The sequence below is a fragment of the Adhaeribacter pallidiroseus genome (genome assembly GCF_003340495.1).
Classification (GTDB): Bacteria; Bacteroidota; Bacteroidia; order Cytophagales; family Hymenobacteraceae; genus Adhaeribacter; species Adhaeribacter pallidiroseus.
Window position 1 is genome coordinate 4333333 of sequence record NZ_QASA01000001.1, and the last position, 23144, is coordinate 4356476.

The 23144-nt window shown below is 44.5% G+C and carries 14 protein-coding genes; 12 read left to right on the forward strand and 2 right to left on the reverse strand.

Annotated elements, in window-relative coordinates; genetic code table 11:
- Nucleotides 1-239: 239 nt before the first annotated feature.
- A complete protein-coding gene (gene pta, locus AHMF7616_RS17270; RefSeq protein WP_115374016.1) occupies nt 240-2330 on the reverse strand; it encodes a phosphate acetyltransferase in 2091 nt (696 codons plus the stop codon).
- 452 nt (nt 2331-2782) lie between these two features.
- Here pta and AHMF7616_RS17275 point away from each other — a divergent pair, with 452 nt between their 5' ends.
- Both AHMF7616_RS17275 and AHMF7616_RS17280 read left to right on the forward strand, forming a co-directional pair.
- Nucleotides 2783-3835, forward strand: coding sequence for a hypothetical protein (locus tag AHMF7616_RS17275; protein WP_233507623.1), 1053 nt, complete (start codon nt 2783-2785; stop codon nt 3833-3835).
- A 190-nt stretch (nt 3836-4025) separates the two neighbouring features.
- Nucleotides 4026-4745: a LytR/AlgR family response regulator transcription factor gene (locus AHMF7616_RS17280; protein ID WP_115374017.1), complete on the forward strand. Its 720-nt coding sequence runs from the start codon at nt 4026-4028 to the stop codon at nt 4743-4745.
- On the opposite strand, the gene AHMF7616_RS17285 is transcribed toward AHMF7616_RS17280, so the two are convergent.
- Nucleotides 4742-5527, reverse strand: coding sequence for a creatininase family protein (locus tag AHMF7616_RS17285; protein ID WP_115374018.1), 786 nt, complete (start codon nt 5525-5527; stop codon nt 4742-4744). The two genes, AHMF7616_RS17280 and AHMF7616_RS17285, sit on opposite strands and share 4 nt — an antisense overlap.
- Nucleotides 5528-6716: 1189 nt before the next feature.
- Here AHMF7616_RS17285 and AHMF7616_RS17290 point away from each other — a divergent pair.
- From AHMF7616_RS17290 to AHMF7616_RS17335, 10 genes are all read left to right on the forward strand, one after another.
- Nucleotides 6717-9851 carry a SusC/RagA family TonB-linked outer membrane protein gene (locus tag AHMF7616_RS17290; RefSeq protein ID WP_233507625.1) on the forward strand — a complete coding sequence of 1045 codons (3135 nt, stop codon included), beginning with the start codon at nt 6717-6719 and terminating at the stop codon, nt 9849-9851.
- 26 nt (nt 9852-9877) lie between these two features.
- On the forward strand, nt 9878-11446 hold the full coding sequence (locus tag AHMF7616_RS17295; protein ID WP_115374020.1) for a RagB/SusD family nutrient uptake outer membrane protein: 1569 nt from the start codon (nt 9878-9880) through the stop codon (nt 11444-11446).
- Between the two features lie 235 nt (nt 11447-11681).
- Entirely contained in the window at nt 11682-12254 is a 573-nt protein-coding gene (locus AHMF7616_RS17300) for an RNA polymerase sigma-70 factor (RefSeq protein WP_158546197.1), read from the forward strand.
- Nucleotides 12255-12447: 193 nt separating this feature from the next.
- On the forward strand, nt 12448-13419 hold the full coding sequence (locus AHMF7616_RS17305; RefSeq protein WP_115374022.1) for a FecR family protein: 972 nt from the start codon (nt 12448-12450) through the stop codon (nt 13417-13419).
- 86 nt (nt 13420-13505) lie between these two features.
- Nucleotides 13506-13823 (forward strand): hypothetical protein, encoded by a 318-nt coding sequence (locus tag AHMF7616_RS17310; RefSeq protein WP_115374023.1) that lies wholly within the window; start codon nt 13506-13508, stop codon nt 13821-13823.
- A gap of 135 nt (nt 13824-13958) precedes the next feature.
- A complete protein-coding gene (locus AHMF7616_RS17315; protein ID WP_449489619.1) occupies nt 13959-15434 on the forward strand; it encodes a 3-keto-disaccharide hydrolase in 1476 nt (491 codons plus the stop codon).
- A gap of 20 nt (nt 15435-15454) precedes the next feature.
- Nucleotides 15455-17587, forward strand: coding sequence for a c-type cytochrome (locus AHMF7616_RS17320; RefSeq protein ID WP_115374024.1), 2133 nt, complete (start codon nt 15455-15457; stop codon nt 17585-17587).
- A 373-nt stretch (nt 17588-17960) separates the two neighbouring features.
- Nucleotides 17961-18644: a 3-keto-disaccharide hydrolase gene (locus tag AHMF7616_RS17325; RefSeq protein WP_115374025.1), complete on the forward strand. Its 684-nt coding sequence runs from the start codon at nt 17961-17963 to the stop codon at nt 18642-18644.
- Nucleotides 18645-18757: 113 nt separating this feature from the next.
- Complete coding sequence (locus AHMF7616_RS17330) at nt 18758-19432, forward strand: porin family protein (RefSeq protein ID WP_115374026.1); 675 nt, start codon at nt 18758-18760, stop codon at nt 19430-19432.
- A gap of 174 nt (nt 19433-19606) precedes the next feature.
- On the forward strand, nt 19607-23014 hold the full coding sequence (locus AHMF7616_RS17335) for a ThuA domain-containing protein (protein WP_115374027.1): 3408 nt from the start codon (nt 19607-19609) through the stop codon (nt 23012-23014).
- Nucleotides 23015-23144: the final 130 nt, after the last annotated feature.

Consider the following 23144-nt stretch of genomic DNA (forward strand, 5'->3'; position numbering starts at 1 on the left):
ATTAATAGAATTATAATTTTACTTCCTCGTAGCTCAGGTTCTTCGGTTCGCCCGGCCAGAGGCCTACCAAATAGTAAACACGAGCGAAGACGCTCGCGCCAGCAATCTGCCAACAAAAATTTAAAAACTTTAAATTCTTCAACCTTTCAACTGGTCATCCTTCAAATTTCCAACTTCAAAACCTTCTAACCTTCTAACTTTTCAATCTTCCAACTTGTAACTTGCAACCTGCAACCAAATTACCCCATGCTTTGGATAGCGGTAATAACCACGGTATTGAATATATCATCGACGGTGCAGCCGCGGCTTAAATCGTTTACGGGTTTGTTCAGGCCTTGCAGCATAGGGCCAATGGCTAGTGCACCGGTTTCGCGTTGCACGGCTTTGTAAGTGTTGTTACCGGTATTTAAATCCGGGAAGATCAACACACTCGCCTGGCCGGCTACTTCGGAGTTTGGTAATTTTTGTTTCCCTACTTCCGGGTCTACCGCCGCGTCGTATTGGATCGGTCCTTCTACTTTTAAATCGGGCCGCTTTTGTTTGACGATTTCGGTGGCTAAGCGCACTTTTTCTACCTCGGTGCCTTCGCCGGAAGTACCCGACGAATACGACAATAGGGCAATGCGGGGCTCAATACCAAAACGCTGGCTGCTCTCGGCCGAAGAAATCGCAATCTCGGCCAGTTGCTCGGCGGTGGGGTTGGGATTGACGGCGCAATCGCCAAAAACCGAAACCCGGTCGGGCAAACACATAAAAAAGACTGATGACACGATAGAAACACCCGGCTTGGTTTTCACGAACTGCAAAGCCGGCCGGATGGTGTGCAAGGTGGTGTGCACCGCGCCCGACACCATGCCGTCGGCGTGGCCTTTGTACACCATCATCGTCCCGAAATACGACACATCCGTCATCAGATCGTAAGCCATTTCGAGCTCTACGTTTTTGTTTTTCCGGAGCTCGTACAAGGTTTGCACGTATTCTTCGTAGTATTCGGATTCCGCTGGGTTAATAATGCGTACGCGGCTCATATCTAAAGGTAAGCCCATGCGTTTTACCGCGGCGGTAATATCGACCGTGTTCCCCAAAATGGTTAAATCTACCACTTCCTGGTTAATTAAACGGGCGGCGGCTCGCAAAATCCGGTCGTCGTTACCCTCGGGCAACACAATGTGCTTTTTCTGACTTTTAGCCCACTTTACCAATTGGTACTGGAACATGTGCGGCGTAATACCTTCGGCGGTAAACGTAACTATTTTCTCGTCCAAGGCGGCTACGTCCACGTATTTTTCAAAAGTATCAATGGCCAGCTCAATTTTTTTTAAATTATCCGGGCTTATCTGCGATTTAATGGCCCCAATTTCGGTAGTGGTCTGGAAAGTACCGGTTTTTACCGCGATAATCGGCACTACTGTTTGTAAACCTTCTATCAGCCGCAGAATTGGTTCTTCGGGTTCGGAGCCGGCGGTCAGTACAATACCGGCTATGCGCGGGTAATTCACGGATAAGTTGGCCTGCAAGGCGCAAATGATAATATCGCCCCGGTCGCCGGGCGTTACAATCAGTACATTATCTTTAATGTGTTTCAGAAAGTTAGGCACCTGCATGGCTCCGGTTACGAAATTATCGACCTGGTTGCTGAGTTGCTGCTCCCCGAACAAGAGTTTACCTCCTAAAATCTGGTAAATTTCCTGCATCGTCGGGTTTTTTAAACTTTTATCTTCCGGAATTACCGCCGAAATTAATTCTCGGGGTAGTTGGCCGTGCAATAGTTCCCGCACGTCATCAGTTTGGGCCGGGTTCACCTTATTAGCGATAATTGCAATAATCTGTACTTCGCGGGCTTCGAAATTCCGCAACGTGGTAAATACCGAATTTATAACCTGGGCGGTCGTTTTATTTTCGCCGGATACCACCAGCACCACCGGAATACCCAGGTTTTTAGCTACTGTTACGTTAATATCAAATTCAAAAGCCGTACCCTCGCCGGTAAAATCGGTCCCTTCTACCAGGGTAAAATCGTAATTTTCTTCGAACTGCTTGTATTTACTAATAATGGTGTCAATAATTTCCCCTTGGTTATTGGCTTCAATCAAGCGCATCACTTCGCTGCCGGTAAAGGCAAACGTATCGGCGTACTGCACCGGTAAATTAAAATAATGCACGATGGTTTCGATGTGCACGTCTTTTTTATTCGTCGGACTGCTATTGATGATGGGTTTAAAGTAACCAATCTTTTTGGCCTTGCCCAGTAACATGTTTACCAAACCCAACGCCACCATGGATTTGCCGCTGTAGGGCTCTGCTGACGCAATAAAAATCGTTTTTGTCATAGTTGTAGAGGATAGGTTAGCTGCTAAACCGGCTTGGCCCGCAATATAACCGGATACAAGACATACTAGCGAACCTTAGTTTTAGTTTTTTAAAGAAACACTTCCGCCAAGGGCCAACTGCTGGTAGGGGTACTTTTGGGATTGCCGAAATTTTAAAATTTATAGGATGAGGAAAGGAAAAAATTTAAAAATTTACGCTGCTATTCCAATGCAGGCCGGTTCCCGAAGCGAACCGAATTACCAGCGTAAATGTTTTGAAGGTTGCTGGTTATAGTCATACGTTTTTAGCAGGGTCTTAAACAGACTAGGCGCTCACAAATTAAAAAATGGTATATCCAATCTCTTTCACTATCTTTTTACACTTGCTGCCACATCTTTTTAGAGTAAACCGGCTGCCTTACAAAAGCGTTGGTTTTTGCTTTTTTTTAAATTTTTGCCTTGCGGGCAGCCTTATGGCCCAACCCACGGTAAAAGTTACGCCCATTACGCTGCGCACCGAACCGTTAAAATTTACGCCTAAAGAGTTTTATATTGCCGAAGTGGTTGACGACCGGACCGATAAAAAAGCCGTAACGTATTTAATTCCCCCACCTACTTCGTCCACCGCTCCTTTAACCGCCACCGCCCAACCCGCTGATTTGCAAGGCGGCGGTTTACAAGCCATTCAGGATTTTATAAAACAAAGCTGGCCCCAGAACTCCAAGCTGCGGCCACTCATTATTCGTTTAAAAGAATGCCAGGTACTGGAAACAACGAATGGCAAAGGGCGCGTAGAGGGGCGGGTGCGAATAGCCATGGCTTTTGAATACCGCCGCGCCGGTAAACCGGTGCATTTGGTAGAATACCGCGGGGGAGCGCGTTACGGCCGGCCCACTGGTTCGCTTACCGTGGTGGAACCTACGCTGCGGCAAGCTTTAATAGCGGGGCTCAGTTATATAAATACCTGGATGAATCAGGAAGCTGGTAAAAACGAGAAACTGGCGACGGGTATTCAAGTAAACTTCACCGATTACGTCCGGAATGCTGAGGACGATACGGTTTTTTACGCGCCTAACCGCCCGCTGAACTGGAACGATTTTACCGCTACTCCCCGGGGTACCCGCTATGCCGCGCTGGTTTTTCCGGGCTTTGCCTACCAAGGCGGCAGTGAGGTAGTAAACGGCGTAATTCAACTGAATTTAACGGTAAAAGTGTACGTTATCCGGAGTTCGTCGTGGGTAAAACCCATTGCCCGCGATCCGTACAGCTTAAATCACGAACAACGCCATTTTGATATTGTAAAAATAGTAGCCGAGCGTTTTAAGCGCAAAATTCAACCGGATAGTTTAACGCTGGAAGATTATAACAGCATAGTGCAGTACAAGTTTATCGAATCGTACCGCGAAATGAACCGGCTGCAGGAAAAATACGACAGTGAAACAGGCCACGGCACTAATCACGGCGCGCAGGAAGCTTGGAATAGCCGCTTAGCAGCTGATCTACGAAAATATGGTATTAAAGAGTAATTGCTATCATACCAACTTACCGGAATGGTAAAAAATTTAGAAATTGGTATTAAAATAAAAAGTTAATAAAGTTTAAGTTTAATAAAATCAACCGGTTAAGTAAAAATTTAAGGGCAATTTTGGAAAAACAGGTACTTTTAAAGTAATTAGCTATCTTATAATAACCAATGCTTTAATAATTTGTGCGTACATGTCCGCTTCTTTGATGATTAATTCTCCAATTAAATGCCTAATTATAGACGACGATATTTTTTCGGCTAGAATTATTCAAAAATTTACGGCGGATACAGATATTCTGGAGTTAGTAGGTACGGCCAACGGGGGAATTGAAGCAGCTAGTATTTTACGGGATACGTCCGTGGATGTCTTATTCTTAGATATAGAAATGCCGGACATGTCGGGCTTGGATTTGCTTACTACCATCCAGAATAAAGATTTACTGGTAATTGTTACCAGTGCCAGCCGCGAATACGCCGTAGAAGCTTTTGAGCAAAATGTTATTGATTATCTGGTAAAACCTATTACGTACTCCCGTTTTTTAATTGCCGTTCAAAAAGCGCACGAGCGGTTAAACCAACGGCAGCAAACCAGTGCGCCCGCCGATTTCACTTTTGTAAAAGTAGAACAGAAACTCATTAAAATTTACTTTGCCGATATCCAGTACATCGAAGCGCTGGGCGATTACGTGCACATTGTATCGAACGGCAAAAAAACAATTGTATACGCTACTTTAAAAGCCACCGTGAGCCGGTTTCCGGCCAGTAAGTTTATCCGGGTACACCGCTCCTTTATCGTGAATATAGATGCCATTACGGCCGTAGAAGGCAATAATGTAGCTATCAGCAATAAATTTATTCCGATTGGGGCTACTTACGCCAAAAGCGTATTGCAACTGCTGAGCAAATACTAAATACTCTGGTTTTGCTCGTATAAATTATTTAAATCGGCGTGAGCTAGTTCTACTAAATAACGGGCAATGTTAGCGGCCGTTGCTGCCAAAAATCTTTCACCTTTCTCGGGAGTAGAGCGAGCTGGGTTTCCCACACCGGTGTCGTTGGTTGCTTTGGTCCAGGCCCGGGGAGTCCAAGCCCAACCTTCCTGATGCGCTTTTAATTTTATCTTGTTGCTTTTTCCCAAGCCGGCTTCCGATAAAGGTAAAACCAAATCGGGAGCAATATGCATCACGGCACTGGTTTCAAGTTCGCCGGCATGGTCGCCGGGTTCCTCGAAAAAGTCGGTGTCTTTAGCCGTTCGCCACCAATTTACCGTCGACACAAACATATCCGGGCAAGTGCCCTGTAACTCCCGGATCATCTGCCGGAAATCATTACCTCCGTGGGCATTTAAAATCACCAGTTTTTTAATATTTTGCCCCGAAAGCGAATCTACAATGTCGCGTAGTACTAAAGCTTGGGTGGCTGGGTTCAGGTTAATAGTAAAAGCAATATCTAATTGGCCGGTATTTACGCCAAAAGCCATGGCAGGTAGTACCATTACTTTCGCCTCTTGTTCCCAGGCTAACCGGGCAGCTTCGGCGGCCACGTGTTCCGCCAGAATAGTATCGGTGGCATAAGGCAGGTGGTAATTGTGGGCTTCGGTAGCTCCCCAAGGTAAAACCGCTATTTTATACCGGTTTTCTTTTACCGTTTTCCAATTTGTTTCGCTTAAGATGTAAGGTCTGGGCGGCATCATTTTTAATTTTTTAAATTTTAACGGGCTCTCCGGGCCAAATTACGGATTTTGCTTTAGCTATTACTACAACGGCGGGTAAATTACAACTCTATATCACCTAAATTTAAGCCTCTTCAAGAGCAGATTTCTCTTAGAACAACATTGGAAACAAGTGTTTTTTTGACAATAAATATTTGTATTATTTTGTACTACATTTTCTTTAAAACTGGTTCAACCACCAGTCTGCTGGCGAATATTTGTACCCGGGCGCATTTAACAGAAAGTAGCTATGGGTTTACTGGTTTAAAATACCTAAAAAAAAAGGCTAACTTTATCAGTTATACAAAAACAAGCTTCGTTTAAACAAAACTCATTTTGGAAATTAATTTTTATTTAAAAAATTATAAGTTAAGTAATAAATTTTCACTTTATCAGGCTTCTTCTTAACAGCTTTTTACTGAATTCTTACTTGTACTCAAATTTTTGTATCTCAACTTTTTCGCCCGATATACAAAGGTTGCTTTTTTTAAAATTAGCGGTTAAATAGCAGTGTGAACGGCAACATTAAAATAAGGAAATAAAAGTTGCTTAGGTGCCTTAAATTCTAATAGTGGTACTGTAGCGTATTCCGGTAAGTGAAAGCTTGGTTTTAAAATTAACTTATTAGACATATTACTATTATCAGAGCTTATTTTTTAATCTCTTTTAAGAACAGCTGATTGAGGGTACTTTTTACCAGTAATATTTATTTAAAAACCAGTAGATGCATCATCAATTAGCTTTAATACAAGAGGGGTTAAAGCTAGTATTTTAAAAAATCTGATGGTGTTTATACGAATACAATAAAATTTTAAATTTATAATTATTCTAATAAATTAAATAATGATTTTTAACCTAACTAAGCCATATATGTAAGACACAGCGACTAACTACTTTACGATGGCTGAATACTCTTGACACGCTTACCCATTCTGTCCATCTTTCACATCTTTTAAAAACAGGGTACTTTTATTTATTACTCCTTCTCTCGTCTCGTTCGGGTTATAGTTTGCAACCTGCCTTTTCTATGTGGTTAGATAAAGAATAAAACCACAGCTATACATAACATGCATTACTACATCAGAAAACAAACAATAACATGAAGATTAGTTTACCCTTTCAAAATAGGAGCCGCGCAGATGTACACGAATTACATTTACCGCTGAGGACTATGTTAAGATTTACTTGTTTCGTTTTAATTTTTTTCTGGACCACCGCGTTTACATTTGCCCAAACCGCAATTTCGGGTAAAATATCCGACGAAAAAGGCGAAGGAATCCCGGGAGCCACTGTTTTAGTGAAGGGTACCACCGCCGGGGCAACCACCGACCCTAACGGCAGTTTTACCCTGAATGCCCCGAATGGCACCGGCGTTTTAGTAGTATCTTTTATCGGGTATCAAACCAAAGAAGTGCCTATTAATAACCAGTCTACCATTAACGTAACCTTAGCTCCCGATACCAAAGCACTGGACGAAGTAGTGGTAATTGGTTACGGTACGCAACGTAAATCTGATTTAACCGGAGCAGTAGCTACTGTAAAAGCCGAGCAATTGCAGGAACGGCCATCTCCTTCGTTAAACCAAGCTTTAGCCGGTCGTATGGCAGGAGTACAAGTTAACAACAACTCGGGGCGCCCGGGTGGCCGTACTACCGTGCGGGTGCGGGGCTTTAGCTCTATTAACTCCTCTAACAACCCATTATATGTGGTAGACGGCGTAATGCTGCCCCAAGGGAACCAGGCGCAGTTTAGTAATGCCATCGACTACATTAACCCGAACGATATCGTATCGGTGGAAGTTTTGAAAGATGCTTCTTCTACGGCTATTTACGGTGCCAGAGGTGCCAATGGGGTTATTCTGGTAACTACGAAACGCGGCAAAGCCGGCGAAGGCCAAGTAACCTATAATGCGGATTTTAGCGTGAACACCATTGGTCCGAACCGCCCAGAAGTACTAAATGCCCGGGAATACCTGGCTACTGAGGATTTAGCCTATGCCAACATAGCTAAGTACGATCCTAAAGGTTGGGCTGAAGGTAAATATGCTAATTTGGATCCCATAAAGAGAAGAACAGATTTCAGTAAACTTTATCCAGGTGTTTTCGACGCAAACCTACAACCTTTGTACGACACCGACTGGATGAAAGAAATTACCCAAAACAAAATTTCTCAGAACCATCAGTTAGGCTTTAGTGGCGGTAACGAACGCACCACTTATTCCTTCTCTTTAGGTTACCGCGACGACGAAGGCTTAGTAAAAACGTCGTACATGAAGCGCTACTCCGGCCGGTTTAGCATTGATGACCAGGTAAAAAAATGGTTAAAAGTAGGCGGTACCCTGAGCTATAATACGCAAACCGAAAACTTAGTGGATATTAACGATGCCGTAGCTCGCCAAATGGTAGAAGATTTCCCTTTCTTACCGGTAAGATACGCGGATGGCACTTACGCCAATAACCGGGATTATCCGCAGGCGGAAGGTACCATGAGTTCGTATCACCGTTTAATGGGTCGCCGGTATATTTTAAATACCCAAACCACCAACGGTAACGTGTACTCCAATATTACCTTCTTCCCGGGTTTAGAAATGCGTACGGTATTGGGTGCTAATATCCTGACCCAGGAAAACAATGAATCCAGCACCCGGACTTTATCTATCGCGGATCAAGGCTTTGCCGCGGCCCGTAACCGGAAAGAAACTTTCTGGTCTCTGGAAAATTATTTAACCTACAATAAAAAGTTTGCCGAAATCCACTCTATTACCGCATTAGCGGGTATTTCGTGGCAGGAAACCAACTTTTTTAATGTGGAAGCATTGATAAGAGGGTTTGCCACAGACTATTTTGGCTTTAACAATTTAGATGCTGGTTCCCTCCGGCCAGAAGTTTACTCAGATGCCAACCGGTTTGCCTTTAGCTCTTACTTTGGCCGGATTAACTATAGCTTAATGGACAAATACCTCCTTACGGTAACTGGTCGGGCCGATGGTTCTTCTAAATTTGGAGCTAATAATAAATTTTCTTTCTTCCCTTCGGCGGCTTTAGCCTGGCGGGTATCCGAAGAAGAGTTCCTGAAAAGCAATCCCGTTATTTCTAATTTAAAAGTACGGACCAGCTTTGGTTTAACTGGTAACTCTGAAATCCCACCTTATCAATCCTTAGGTACGTTAAGTTCTTCTTACAACACAGTGTTTGGTGATGTACGGGTAGGGGGTACTGGCCTTGGTCGCTTGGCTAACCCCGATTTGCGTTGGGAAAAAACGGCACAATATGATGCCGGGGTAGAATTAGGATTATTACAGAACCGGATTAGCCTGGAGGCCGATGTGTATTACCGCAAAACTACCGATATGTTATTGGATGCTCCGGCACCCCGTACCAGCGGATTCCCTTCTCTTCGGAAGAACGTAGGTTCCATGGAAAATAAAGGAATTGAATTAACCTTGAATACCGTTAACGTGAATTCCGGCGATTTCTCCTGGAATACTACTTTCAACATTTCTTTAAACCGGAATAAGGTACTTACCCTGGCAACTCCGGCTGATATATTTGGCGTAGGTGGACCTAACTTCACCAATCAAACCAGCATTATCCGGATTGGCGAACCCGTAGGTTCTTTCTGGGGACTGAATCGTTTGGGAGTTTGGAGCGAAGCCGAAAAAGACGAAGCTGCTAAATTCCGTAGCTACCGCAATGGTTTAACTATTTTACCGGGCGATATTAAATACCAGGATGTAAATGGTGACTATGCGATCACGGATGCGGACCGGATGATTATTGGTAATGGTACGCCAAAAGCCTGGGGAGCTTTTATTAACACTTTCCGGTACAAAAACTTTGATTTAACCGCTGAATTGCAATACAATTACGGTAATGATATTTTGGATTTAACCTTGCACCCCAGCGAAGACCGACAGGCTTTAGCCAATAGCTACAAGACTGTATTGGATGCCTGGACTCCGCAAAACCAGAACACTGACATTGCCGAAATCCGGGATACCCGGGCCGGTTACGTTACCAACGTAGACTCCCGCTGGGTAAAAGACGGTTCCTTTATCCGGGGACGTAATATTTTACTAGGCTATACTGTACCTGCAACTGTGGCTAGTAAAATTCGCTTAAACCGCTTGCGCGTGTATGGTTCCGTGCAGAACGCTTTCCTGATTACGGGTAAAGACATTATCGGCGACCCGGAAGCTACGCCCACTAATCAGGCTAACGAAAGCAGCGCTTTCTCACAAGGCATCATCTGGCACGGCTATCCCAAGCCCCGCACCTTTATGCTTGGTTTACAGGTTACATTGTAGTTCATTGATTTAAAAAGAGATTCACCATGAAGTTGAAAATATTTAAAAAAGTAAGCACCGCCTTGTTATTAGGTGCTATTTTACTCGGGCCTACCTCCTGTAAAGATTTTCTGGAAGAAGAACCACCTGCCAACTTAACCCCCGAAAACTTTTATGATATCCCGGACCATGCCGAAGCCGCTTTAGCCGCTGTTTATGCCGATTTACGTCTACCTTACGACGGAGCGGGTATTTTTTCGTCGAGTTGGCAAATGCTGGAAGCACCAACCGGTACTTCTACTACCGAGACCGCTCAGAACTCGGATTTAAACAACCTGTATTCCCTGGTATACGATGGCAATACCCAGCACATTATAAACTGGTGGAACGGTATGTACCGGATAATTGCCAATGCTAATTTGCTTTTGGCGAATGTACCAGCTATCACCCCCATGGACGAAGGTCAAAAAACCAGAGTATTAGGACAGGCTCGGTTCCTGCGTGCCTGGGCATATTTTAATGCCGTGCGCTTATGGGGTGATGTACCTTTAATTACTGAACCACAAACCATTGAGTCCAAAGATTTCTTTCCGACCCGTGCTCCTCAGCAGGAAGTTTACAATTTAATTATTGAGGATTTGAAAGCGGCGGAAGCAGCTGGCTTGCCCTGGATGGATGCGAGTGGCCGGGTTTCTACGGCGGCTGTAAAATCGCAATTAGCCCGGGTATACCTAACTATGGCCGGCTTTCCTTTAAATAAAGGGGCGGAATATTATAAATTAGCGGCGGATAAGGCATTTGAGGTAATTACTTACGCCAATGCTAATCCCACCATGATCAACCTGTTTCCTACCTACATGGATGTGCATAAAGAAAGTACCGAAAACAGGTTGGAGCACATTTTTATGATCCAGTATAATACTTTGATTACAGGAACACCTGGGGGCGGTAACCCTATGGAAAACATGTATCCAAACTTTAAACCGGTAACCTTTTCAGGTCCTGGCGGTACGGGGAGCACTATTCCTACCCGAGAATTTTATAATTCGTATGAGCCCAATGATTTACGGGCTAAGAACCAGGAAGGCTATTTTTACACCAGCTATTACACCAATGGTAACGGTGCTCCTTTCGATTTAGGTGCTCCTTACATCTTCAAGCACTTTAACACTACCTCCAGTGGTTTTAACGGTGTAGCTGGTACCCGTAATAACAACCTGAATGTGCCATTAATCCGTTACGCCGAAGTGCTTTTAATGTACGCCGAAGCACAGAACGAAGTAACTGGCAATCCTACTCCAGAAGCCTACGCCGCATTTAAAAAAATCCGGGACCGGGCGCAATTAACCACGCCGGATATAGGTACCTACACCCAAGCTAGTTTCCGGGAAGCAGTTTGGAAAGAACGCTGGCACGAATTAGCGTACGAACAAATTACCTGGTTTGATATGGTTCGACTGCGTAAGGTTTATAATGAGAGCACTGATAAATTCGATGAATTTGTTGGCCACTTGAATCAAGGCCGTTTTCCATTGCAGGAAAAACATCTCTTATTCCCCATTCCAATACCAGAAATTCAAAATAGCCCGAATCTGGTTCAGAACCTTGGGTATTAATTAAAACCAACACGACAACCTCGTAAATTGGGCAACAAAGAAGCTATTACTTTTAAAAAAGTAATAGCTTCTTCTTTTTTTAAATCTAGAACTTACCAACGCAAACTAATCTCCTCTTAATAAACACTTCTAGTATACCGGTTGCGTAAAAATTGTATTTGTTAATTTTAGTAATTAACTTGTTACAATTTTATAATAGAATTATAATAATTAGCTATTAATAAATTTCGTTCCCTTGGTTGCCTCTACCGCAAAACAAACCAGTAACCCTTTATCTTTAAAAGATTTAACTGATTTCGACCAAATTTATCGCCACTACTGGTCTGAGTTGTTTGATAGGGCATACAAACGAATTCAGTCTGTGGAAAAAGCCGAAGAAATCATCCAGGATCTTTTCGTGGAACTTTGGGAAAAAAGGGAGCAAATCGAAATTCGGGAATCCTTAGAAGCTTATCTGTTTGGCGCTTTAAAATTCCGAATCTTAAATTATCTGCGACACGAAAAAACCCTGGAATCGCACTTACGGATTATCCGGGAGCACGCCGTTAAAACTACTAATAACCTGGAAGAAGAAATTTATATAAATGATTTAGAAGCTGCTTACAAAAATCAAGTAGATAATTTGCCTGAAAAATGCCGGGCCGTTTTTGAATTAAGCCGGCAAGAACAACTTTCTTTTAAAGAAATTGCCCTTCGGTTAAATGTCTCGGTTAATACAGTAGAAAAACACGTTGGTAAAGCTTTACGAGTTTTGCGGCTCCATTTAAAAGACTTTACTTTTTCCCTGCTGCTATTTTGGTTAAGCTAAAATTCAAACGCCAGATAACAGCGCCACTACTGCCCGCTTCTGATTACAAATAAACTTCTTATCTACCACAAAAGCCTTATTGCGTCTAAACAACGTAGTAAGGTTTTTTTAAAAAAATTAAAATTTTTATTCATTGCAATGGCGGTAAGTAGTTGCCAAGCGTGTCCTGTAAATAGAACGCTAACTACGGGCAATGAAACCGGCCATTCAAGATCTCATTCAAAAATACCTGCAAGGACAAGCTACTGCTGAAGAACAAGTTTTAGTAGAACAATATTACAATTCGTTTTCGAACCAGAGGAATTATACGGAAACCTTATCCCCACGCGACAAAAAGCTTTTAGAAGAAAAAATTTTAACCCGAATTCTAACAAAAGTTCAATCTGCTCCGGAAACGCAGCCAGCAACTCTCGTTAAACCCATTAAGGTATCTTTAAATAATTACTTAAAAGTAGCGGCCATATTTGTAGGTTTAGTAGCACTGGCTATTTCTTATAAATACTTTCTTGCTTCCGATAAAGTGGTACTCACGACTCATTTCGGGGAAGTAGCCACCTTTACCCTGCCCGATAGTTCTAGAGTTACTTTAAATGGCAATTCTGTGTTGGAATACACTACCTGGAACAAAATTCAAGACCGCGAAGTAACGCTGCAAGGAGAAGCTTTCTTTTCGGTGAAGCACACCCAAAATCACCAGAAGTTTTTGGTGCATGTACCAGGCAAAATGGAGGTGGAAGTACTGGGCACCGAATTTAATGTACTGGGACGGCAGCATAACTCCCGGGTAGTATTAAGCTCCGGTAAAGTACAATTACACCTCCCTGCCTCCAACACCTCCGCTCAAACCGTTGTTATGCAGCCCGGCGAAATGGTTGAGTTAAAGCCACAAACCGCTCACGTTATTAAAACAAAAGTAAATCCCGAAAAATATACTTCGTGGAGCGGCCGGATGCTGGTTTTAGAACAAACTTCATTGCGCGATCTGATTCAGGATTTAGAAGATACTTATGGCTTACAAGTAACCGTGAACGATACTAGTTTGCTCAGTCATACTTTCTCGGGCCGCTTACCTTCCCAGGATGTAGAGGTGCTGCTACTAGGTTTAAGCAAGGCTTTTGATTTAAAAATAACCAAAACAAACAACCAAGTAACCATTATCAAATAAAATTTTAAAAAACACGAGGGCCGCAAGGCCCGAAAGGCTTTACTTACTCATATAACCGTTGTAAATCTTTAATCTAAATTTTAATTATGAAAGTTAAAATTCCCTACAAAAGCATGGTTTGCCTCACGGCACTCCTCAGCTTTCAGGTAAATGGGCAACACTTACTATCTTCCCAGCTTACCGCTCAAAACAAACAAACAAAAAATGCTGTACCGCTGGAAAAAAAGAGCAGTCTGATAGAAGCACTGCGTTTTCTGGAGAAGAAATACGATGTTGCCTTCTTCTACAAAGATGAGTTTGTGCAGGACAAATCGGTTTCATTTACCGAAGCGGCACAAACCGATGTAGAGGTTACTTTATTCTGCATGTTACTTAATAACCAAGAATCAGGTGGAAACACTTAATTTCTACACATGCCAGCCTTGTTAAAAAAGTATTATTTTCTGATAAATTTAGATTAGGTTACAATCTTTCGCGATTAAGTAATAAATTTAAGTCTTGTTTATTTTCAGTCATTTTTAATTTCTAATTCACCTTTTATGACCATGACTATTTCAGTGAAGGGCATCCGGCAAAAAGCAGCATTATTATGTGCGGGCTTACTGGCGCCACTTTACATGCAGGCGCAAACAGCTGCTACCAGCCAGCCCGCTACCATTCCGCTTACCGACTTATCTGCTTTTAAAAATCCGGGTAAAACCTGGCAGTTAGCAGGCGATGTTTCGGCGGATTTAGGTAAAGACAATAGCCTGTCTCTTTCTAAAGGAACAGGCGTATTAGTAAATCTTCCCGACAAAAAGAACCATGGCGAAGATTTGTACACTACCGCCGAGCACGGCGACGCCCAAGTGGAATTTGATTACATGATCGCCAAAGGCTCCAATTCTGGCGTTTACTTACAAGGCCGTTACGAGTTACAATTGCTCGATAGCTGGAATGTAAAAACCCCTAAAGCGAGCGATAATGGCGGCATCTACGAACGCTGGGACGACAGCAAGCCCGAAGGCCAGAAAGGTTACGAAGGTTACCCGCCCCGCCAGAATGCCAGCCGGGCACCCGGTTTATGGCAGCACCTGAAAGTAATGTTTCAGGCTCCCAAATTTGACGGCAGCGGCAAAAAAATGGCGAACGCCCGCATGCTGCGCGTAGAATTAAACGGCGTAGTAATCCACGAAGAATTAGAACTGCTGGGGCCCACCCGGGGCGCCATGGCCAACGACGAAAAGGCTACCGGCCCCTTGCGCTTCCAGGGCGATCACGGAGCGATTGCTTTCCGGAACATTTCTATTTCCAACCTTCCGGCCACGCCAATGCAGGCAAATTCCAGAAGAAACGATAACCCCGTAGATCCCATTCTGGTGGAAGCCCCTACCAATACCATTTTACGCAGCTTTATGGATATTCCGGGCCAGCCGCGCACCCGGGTGGTACACGCCGTTTCGGTGGGTAGCCCGCAAAAAGTACATTATACCTACGATTTAGATAAAGGAGCCGTTATACAAGTATGGCGCGGTAACTTTTTAGATGCTACTCCCATGTGGCACGACCGCGGCGACGGTTCTTCGCGCCCGGCTGGCGCGGTGCAACGGTTTGGCTTACCTAAGTTTGCCCTGGCCAAGTTAGGCTCCGCCCAAGCTGCCTGGATTGCCGACAGTGCCGGTACCAGCTTCCGCCCGAAAGGCTATACGCTCGACGAAAATGACCAACCCACCTTCACCTACCGCATATACGGAGCCACTGTTTCTGATGCCATTCGGGTAATGGATAATGGGCAGGGTATTCACCGCGAAATTACCGTACAAAATCCGGCCGGTGGCGAATTATACGCCCGTTTAGCCGAAGGTACTACCATTGAAGAAGACAAATCGAATGGTGCCTATTTAGTAGATGGCAAAGCGTATTACCTGCGTTTAGATGATGCGAAAGGAACCAAGCCGGTAGTACGCGACGCAGATGGCCGCAAAGAACTAGTGGTACCGGTAAAAGGGAAAGTTGGCTATTCTATCTTATTCTAGATTTTTAAATTTTTGCATGCATGAAGTATTCTAGTAAATATATCCGAAACAAATTTTTGCGCCGCACGGCTCTGCCGCTGTTGCTGGGCGCTTTTTCTTTAGCCAGTGTTTCGCCGGCCCAGGCGCAGAACGCGCCCAAAGAAGAAGATTTTTATAAAATAGTAAAAGTATCTGCTCCCGAAGGCACTATTCTGGAAGTAGGTGGTTTAGCCATGTTACCGAACGGTGACCTGGGTATTTCTACCCGTCGGGGCGATGTTTTTATCGTGGAAAATCCTACTGGTCCCCGTCCTTATTTCCGGAAGTTTGCCTCCGGGTTGCACGAAGTACTAGGTTTGGCTTACAAAGACGGAGCGCTGTATTGCGCGCAACGCGGCGAGCTTACTAAACTGGTAGATACCAACAAAGATGGCAAAGCCGATGTATTCGAAACGGTATACGCCTGGCCCCTTTCGGGTCATTACCATGAGTATTCCTTCGGACCGAAAATTGCGCCGGATGGTTCGTTTTTCGTAACGGGTAACGTGGCCTTCGGCGATGAGCAATGGTGGCGCGGCGAAAGCCGGGTGCCGTGGCGCGGCTGGACTTTAAAAATCAGCCCCGATGGTAAAGTAGAGCCTTGGGCTACCGGTATGCGTTCACCGGCGGGTTTGGGTATGATCGACGGAGAATTGTTTTATTCGGATAACCAAGGTGAATACGTAGGTTCAGGTGGTATCTGGCACGTAAAAAAAGGTATTTTCGCGGGGCACCCGGCCGGATTAAAATGGACCGGTTTACCCGGTTCACCGGTTAAATATACTACCGAGCAGTTTAATGCCAAGTTAGATCCGCGCGATAAACGCGATGCGAACGACCGGGCCATTAAACCCGAAAACGTAGTCGACGAAAAGTTTGTCACCAAAGCCGATATAAAAAAGGACTTCCCCCAGTTGCAATTACAATCAGTAATATTACCGCACACCATTTTGGGTATTTCTAACTCCGAAATGGTAAAAATTCCGGAAGGCGCTTTTGGTCCGTTTGCGGGTCAAATCTTAATCGGCGACCAGGGACAAAGCAAAATCTCCCGGGTTATGATGGAAAAAGTAAAAGGCGAATTCCAGGGTGCGGCTATTGAGTTCCGGAACGATTTTCAATCGGGCGTTATGCGCTTAGCCTGGGGACCGGATAATTCTTTGTTCGTAGGCGAAACCAACCGGGGTTGGGGATCGGCCGGCGAAGAAAACCAAGGCTTGCAGCGCTTGGTGTATAACAACCAGGTTCCTTTCGAAATGCTGAATGTACGCGCCATGCCCGATGGTTTTGAGATTGAATTTACCAAACCCGTGGATCGCAGCTCCGCCGAAGATTTAGCTTCTTACGCCGTAGAAAGCTTTACCTATAAATACCACCCGGTTTACGGTAGCCCCCCGGTAAACATCGAAAACCCGAAAGTAAAAGGTGTTAAAGTATCGGAAGATGGCATGAAAGCCCGCATTATTGTGGATGGTTTACGCGAAGCTTACGTGCACAACATTTCCTTAGAAGGTGTACGGGATAAAGAAAAATCGATGCCGCTGTTGCACACCAACGCGTTTTACACTTTGAACAACATTCCGGATGGTGCGAAGTTACCGTTGGCGCAGGCCAGCACGAAAAACTCCGGTAAATCGGTCGCCATGAAAACGGTGCCCACCGAAATTATGGAAGACCGCTTTAATTTTAAATTACAATCGGCGGTAGTAGAAAGCGGTTTGAAAAACAATAACAAAACCGCGGCGAAAGGTGGCGCTAAAGGCAGCGCCAAAGGTACCGGCATTGTGGCCAAAGGCAGCGTACCATCTCAGCAACCGGTACTTTCTTTTGACCAGATTAAACCTATTCTGGCGAAAAACAACTGTTTAGCTTGCCACAACGCCGAAAAACGCCAGGTTGGTCCGGCTTACAAAGATGTAGCGAAACGTAAATACACCAACGAGCAAATAGTGCAATTGATTTACAACCCGCAGCCTAAAAACTGGCCCGAGTACGCGACCGAAATGCCGCCCATGCCGCAGGTCCCCCGGGCTGATGCTTTAAAAATTGCCGCCTGGATTAATTCCCTCGACGGTAGCAATAATCAATCAGCTTCTAAGGCTACGATTAAAAATTCCGATAATCCTAATAATTAATGTTTAGTCCATAGTCGATAGATTACAGTCCACAGCTATCCTGGTAGTGTAGGTCTGTTTGTTCTAAGCTCTATGAAATATTAGTAAGTATAATTTCAGAAAGCATGAAGAGAAGCAAAATCTTTTCATGCTTTCTTTTTTAAAATTTAAAATTCTTTTGGTTTAGCAGCAAATTAAAACTGGCGCAAGTCTTAGCGAAGCGTGACTTGTGCCCAAATTACAAAAGAAAGTCTCCAGACTTCCGGATGTGAAAGAATGCAAGTCTGATAACTGTTTTTTTATATTAGGCACTAGTAGATCTATTTTAAATTGACACCCAACTTTTAGAAAAAACGTAATAACCCCAACTATTTCTTCCCAAGATCACCTCACCATGAAAAAGCTATTTGCCGTTCTATTTTTTTTAAATTTTTTCTCTTTTGCGCAAGCGCAGGAAGGCACTAAAACGCACCCTAATACCAAACAGGCGGGCTGGCGCAACTTATTTCAGCCGGATTTAACCAATGCCATTAAACCCGATAATGTCTGGACTTTTGAAAACGGCGTTTTAACGGCTTCCGAAGACAACAGCATTTGGTCAAACAAAGAATACAATGATTTTATTCTGGACCTGGAATTTAAAACCGCCAATGGTACCAACAGCGGCGTAGTAGTACACGCCAGCGACATTAAAGATTGGATTCCGAACAGTGTGGAAATTCAGATTGCCGATGATTACAGCGAAGAATGGTCGAAGGCGCCGAAAACCTGGCAGTGCGGCGCTATCTTTGGCCGTTTAGCTCCCAAGAAAAGTAACGTTAAAAAGCCCGGCGAATGGAATCACTACACGGTTACCTGCAAAGGCAAAAAAATCTATGTAATTCTGAATGGCGAACTGGTAAACGAAATAGACATGAATCAATGGACCGATCCGAAAAAGAATCCCGATGGTTCCGACATTCCGGCCTGGCTGAACAAGCCATTGGCTACTTTACCGCTGAAAGGCTACGTGGGTTTACAAGGCAAACATGCCGGGGCGCCTATTTACTTCCGGAACGTAAAAATCAAAGAGCTATAATCCGCCAACAAGCTATAATCCGCCAACATTGTTAATAATTTTAAATAAAAATGCCTAAGACCACCTTAGGCATTTTTATTTTTGCGCATCTTTAAAAAAATTGTTTGTTCTTTATGGTTCAAGTATCCTGCCTTCAGCTGATTTGTAAAAAGTTTTGGCTATTCCTGATTTTTTCGATTATTTTTTTAAAAATCGAGGCGGTTGCTCAAACCCAGGACACCGTGGTGGTTCAGAAAGTATTTGTTCCTACTACTTCCATCGGGTTTAAAGCCGGCTACAATCTTGCGCAAACCGGCTTTAAACCTACTATCAAGCAAGAATTTACCAGATCAATCACCGCGGGTTTCATTTTAAATCATTTTGCGCAACCTTACGCCGGCATTCAGGTGGAATTAAACTACATCCAAGCCGGCTGGACATTTTCTGACGTGGACCATTCCCAAGATATCAGCTACTTGGAAGTACCCGTATTTACGCATATTCAAATCGGCAAAAAAAACGGGGCTTTTTTGCTAAATCTGGGTCCGTACATTGCTTTTCTACTTACTAAACGCGACTCTCTTTCTATTCCCGAAACTCCGAACACGGACCTAATTACTACGGCACCTAACCGGTTGCACTACGGGCTTGCTTTTGGCTTGGGATATTTACAAAAAACCGCTATTGGCAACTTTCAGTTAGAGGCTCGTTATAACTTCGGGCTCGGCAATTTATTAAGCGCTACTACTTCGCCTAGTCAGGCCATAACGGCTACTGTAGGCTACCTGCTGGAACGCAGAAAAAAATAACTTCTTATGGGTATATTGTTGATTCCCAGAAATCTTACAGATTTTAAAAAATCATTATTCCAGTAGCTACGAATCGGCCCGGAAGATTGGTGAAGTAAGCAAAAAAACCTTATTTTTGATAATTGTAAATTCTACAATAATCAACTAATATTAGTTTGCCACTAATCGTCTTACATGTTTACGAAAAAAACTACTTTTAAAATTTGGTTAAGCTTTTGCTGCTTATTAAGTGCCGGCAGCGTGTTTTATTCCTGTAAAACTACGAATGGGGTAGAGCCTAATAATGCTGCTAAGCCGCAAACTCCCCGCATCTTGGTTTTTTCAAAAACCAAAGGCTTTTACCACAACTCCATTCCGGAGGGCACCGCCGCTATCCAAAAAATGGGGCGTGATAACAACATTCGGGTAGATACGACTAAAAACGCCGCTTATTTTACGGAAGATAGTTTAAAAAACTACCGGGCTGTTATTTTCATGAGCACTACCCAGGATGTTCTCAACAACGAGCAACAGGTTGCTTTTGAACGCTACATTCAGGCGGGCGGTGGTTATGCGGGCGTACACGCCGCGGCTGATACGGAATATGAATGGCCCTGGTACGGCAAATTAGTAGGCGGTTGGTTTTTAAGTCATCCGGGTAATCCCAATGTTCGGGCCGGAGCCATTGACGTGGTAGATGCCACTAGTCCCATGATGGCGGGCATACCGGCGCGCTGGGAACGAACCGACGAATGGTACGATTACAAATCAGTAAGCTCCAACATCAAAGTTTTAGCAAAACTCGACGAAAGCACTTACGGCAACGTGGGCAAAATGGGCCGTAATCACCTGATTGCCTGGTACCAGGAGTTCGATGGCGGTCGCTCGTTTTACACCGGTGGGGGCCACACCAAAGAATCGTTCAGTGAGCCTTTATTTGTAAATCATTTGTGGGCCGGCATTCAATACGCCATAGGCGACGGCAAACCGCTGGATTACAGCAAATCGTACAGCATTGTAACACCCGAAGAAAACCGCTTTACCCGCAGCATCTTGGCCAACGACCTGAACGAACCCATGGAGCTAACCGTAACCCCCGATGGTCGCGTGTATTACGTGGAACGGACCGGTAAATTCTCGGTGTACGATCCCAAAACGAAAAAAAACACGGTGGTCCGCGAGTTCCCGGTGTTTACCGATGAAGGGAATGGTTTACTGGGCATTACCTTTGATCCGGATTTCGCCCAAAACCATTGGTTGTATTTCTTCCATACGCCCGTTCCGAAAGATAAAACCAAGTTAAAACAACACGTATCGCGGTTTACCTTAACCGATCAAGGATTAGATTTAGCCTCTGAGAAAGTATTACTGGAAATTCCGATTGACTTAGAATCGAGTGCGCATACCGGGGGTTCTTTAACTTTCGACCGCAAAAAAGATTTATTTATTTCGGTAGGCGATAACACCGTACCGTTTAAATCGGATGGCTTTGCTCCTATCGACGAAATCCTGGGCCGGCATACTTTTGATGCCCAGCGTTCGGCAGGTAACCCGAACGATTTACGCGGAAAGATTTTACGCATTCACCCCTTAGCCGACGGTACGTACACCATTCCGGAAGGAAACTTATTCCCGAAAGGCACGCCGGGCACTCGCCCCGAAATTTACACCATGGGCTGCCGCAACCCGTACCGCATTTCCGTAGACCCCGCTACGTCTATCGTGTATTGGGGCGAAATTGGTCCGGATTCCGGCAAAGATAGCTTGGCGGTATTTGGTCCGCGGGGTTACGATGAATTTAACCAGGCTAAAAAAGCGGGTAACTATGGCTGGCCGTATTTTGTAGGCGACAGTAAACCTTACCGCGATTATGATTTTGCCACTAAAAAATCTGGTGATTTTTTTAACGTAAACGCCCCTGTAAACAATTCGCCCAATAATACCGGTGCCAAAACTTTACCGCCAGCTACCAAAGCCATGGTGTGGTATCCGTATAATGCCTCCAAAGAATTCCCGATTTTAGGTACCGGTGGTCGTAGTGCCATGGCCGGACCGGTGTACCATTTTGATCCGAACTTAAACTCGGCGGGTAAATTGCCGCAGTTTTACGACAAAGGCTTGTTCGTGTACGATTGGATGCGGAACTGGGTAATGGTTATTCGCCTGGATAAAGACAACAACTTCGAACGGATGGAGCCCTTCTTACCTGGCACCGGCGATTTTAAACGCCCCGTAGATATGGAACTGGGTCCGGATGGAGCTTTGTACGTGCTGGAATACGGCTCGGTATACGGCATTGATAACGACGATGCCCGGGTAGTAAAAATTGAATTTAACGGCGGTAACCGTGCCCCATTAGCCGTAGCCGGTACCCGCGATAGTGTAGGCGTGGCCCCACTAAAAGTAGCCTTCTACAGCCGTGGCACCAAAGACCTGGACGAAGACGATAAAATTACTTACGAATGGTTGTTTGATGGTAAAACGGTAGGTTCTACCGAGCGTAATCCAACCTATACCTACACCCAAAATGGCGTGTACCAGGCTATTATGCGCGTAAAAGATAAGGCGGGTCTAACTAACGCCGATACCGTTCAAATTAAAGTAGGTAACACTTTACCCGAAGTAGCCATTAACTTACCCGGTAATCAATCGTTTTATTGGGATAACAACCCGGTGAAATACGCGGTAAAAATCAGCGACAAAGAAGACCAGAAAGTAGATCCCAAAAATATAAAAGTGTTCTTCGATTACATGGCGCAACCACCCAAGAATCAGCCGCAAATGGGTCACCAGATCTTAACCACTGTCGAGACGAATACTTTAGGTAAATCCTTAATTGCCGGTTCCGACTGCAAAGCCTGCCACCAGATCGAGAAAAAATCGGTAGGTCCGGCTTTTGTATTAGTAGCCCGCCGTTATAAAGGCCAATCCGGAGCAGTGGACAAACTGGCTACTAAAATTATTAACGGTGGCGGTGGTAACTGGGGCGAACACGCCATGAGCGCGCACCCGCAGTTATCTAAGTCCGATGCTTCCGAAATGGTGAAGTACATCTTATCCTTAGGCGATGTAAAGAAAGAAAAAGCGAACCTGCCATTGCAAGGAGCCTTAGCGTTTAAAGAACACAATCCGAAAGAGGCGAAGGGCATGTACACGCTACTGGCCGCTTACACCGACAAAGGTGGTAATGCGGTAGGACCATTAACCAATAGCGCCGTTATAACTTTCCGGAGCCCGAAACTTTCCGCCGTAGATGCTGACGAAATTTTCCAGATTGACCGTTGGGGAAATTCTCTGGGTGATGCCAGCAACGGTTCGTATTTGCTGTTTAAAGGGATTGATTTAACCAACATTAAAGAACTCTCTTACCGCCTAGCACCCAAAGGCCAGGGAGCCCGCTTGGAGGTGCACCTCGATTCGCCGGGTGGTCCTGTTGTTAGTTCGGCCGAGTGCCAATCTACCGAAAGTGGCGACAAGAAAATAAACATCACGGCCCCGGTAAAACCAACCACTGGCCGCCACGATTTGTACTTTGTTGTGGCGAAAGATACTCAGCCCGATAAGAACCTGCTGGCTCTGGAATCGATAGAATTTAAAAAATAACTTATTTTTAGTATTAAGCTGAATAAAGAGCCGCTATTTTAAAAATAGCGGCTCTTTCGCGTTTAGGTGCGCTTTAGGGCAAAGGGGTTTACTATTTTAAAAAAGTATAGGCCGAATTTTCCTTAAAAAA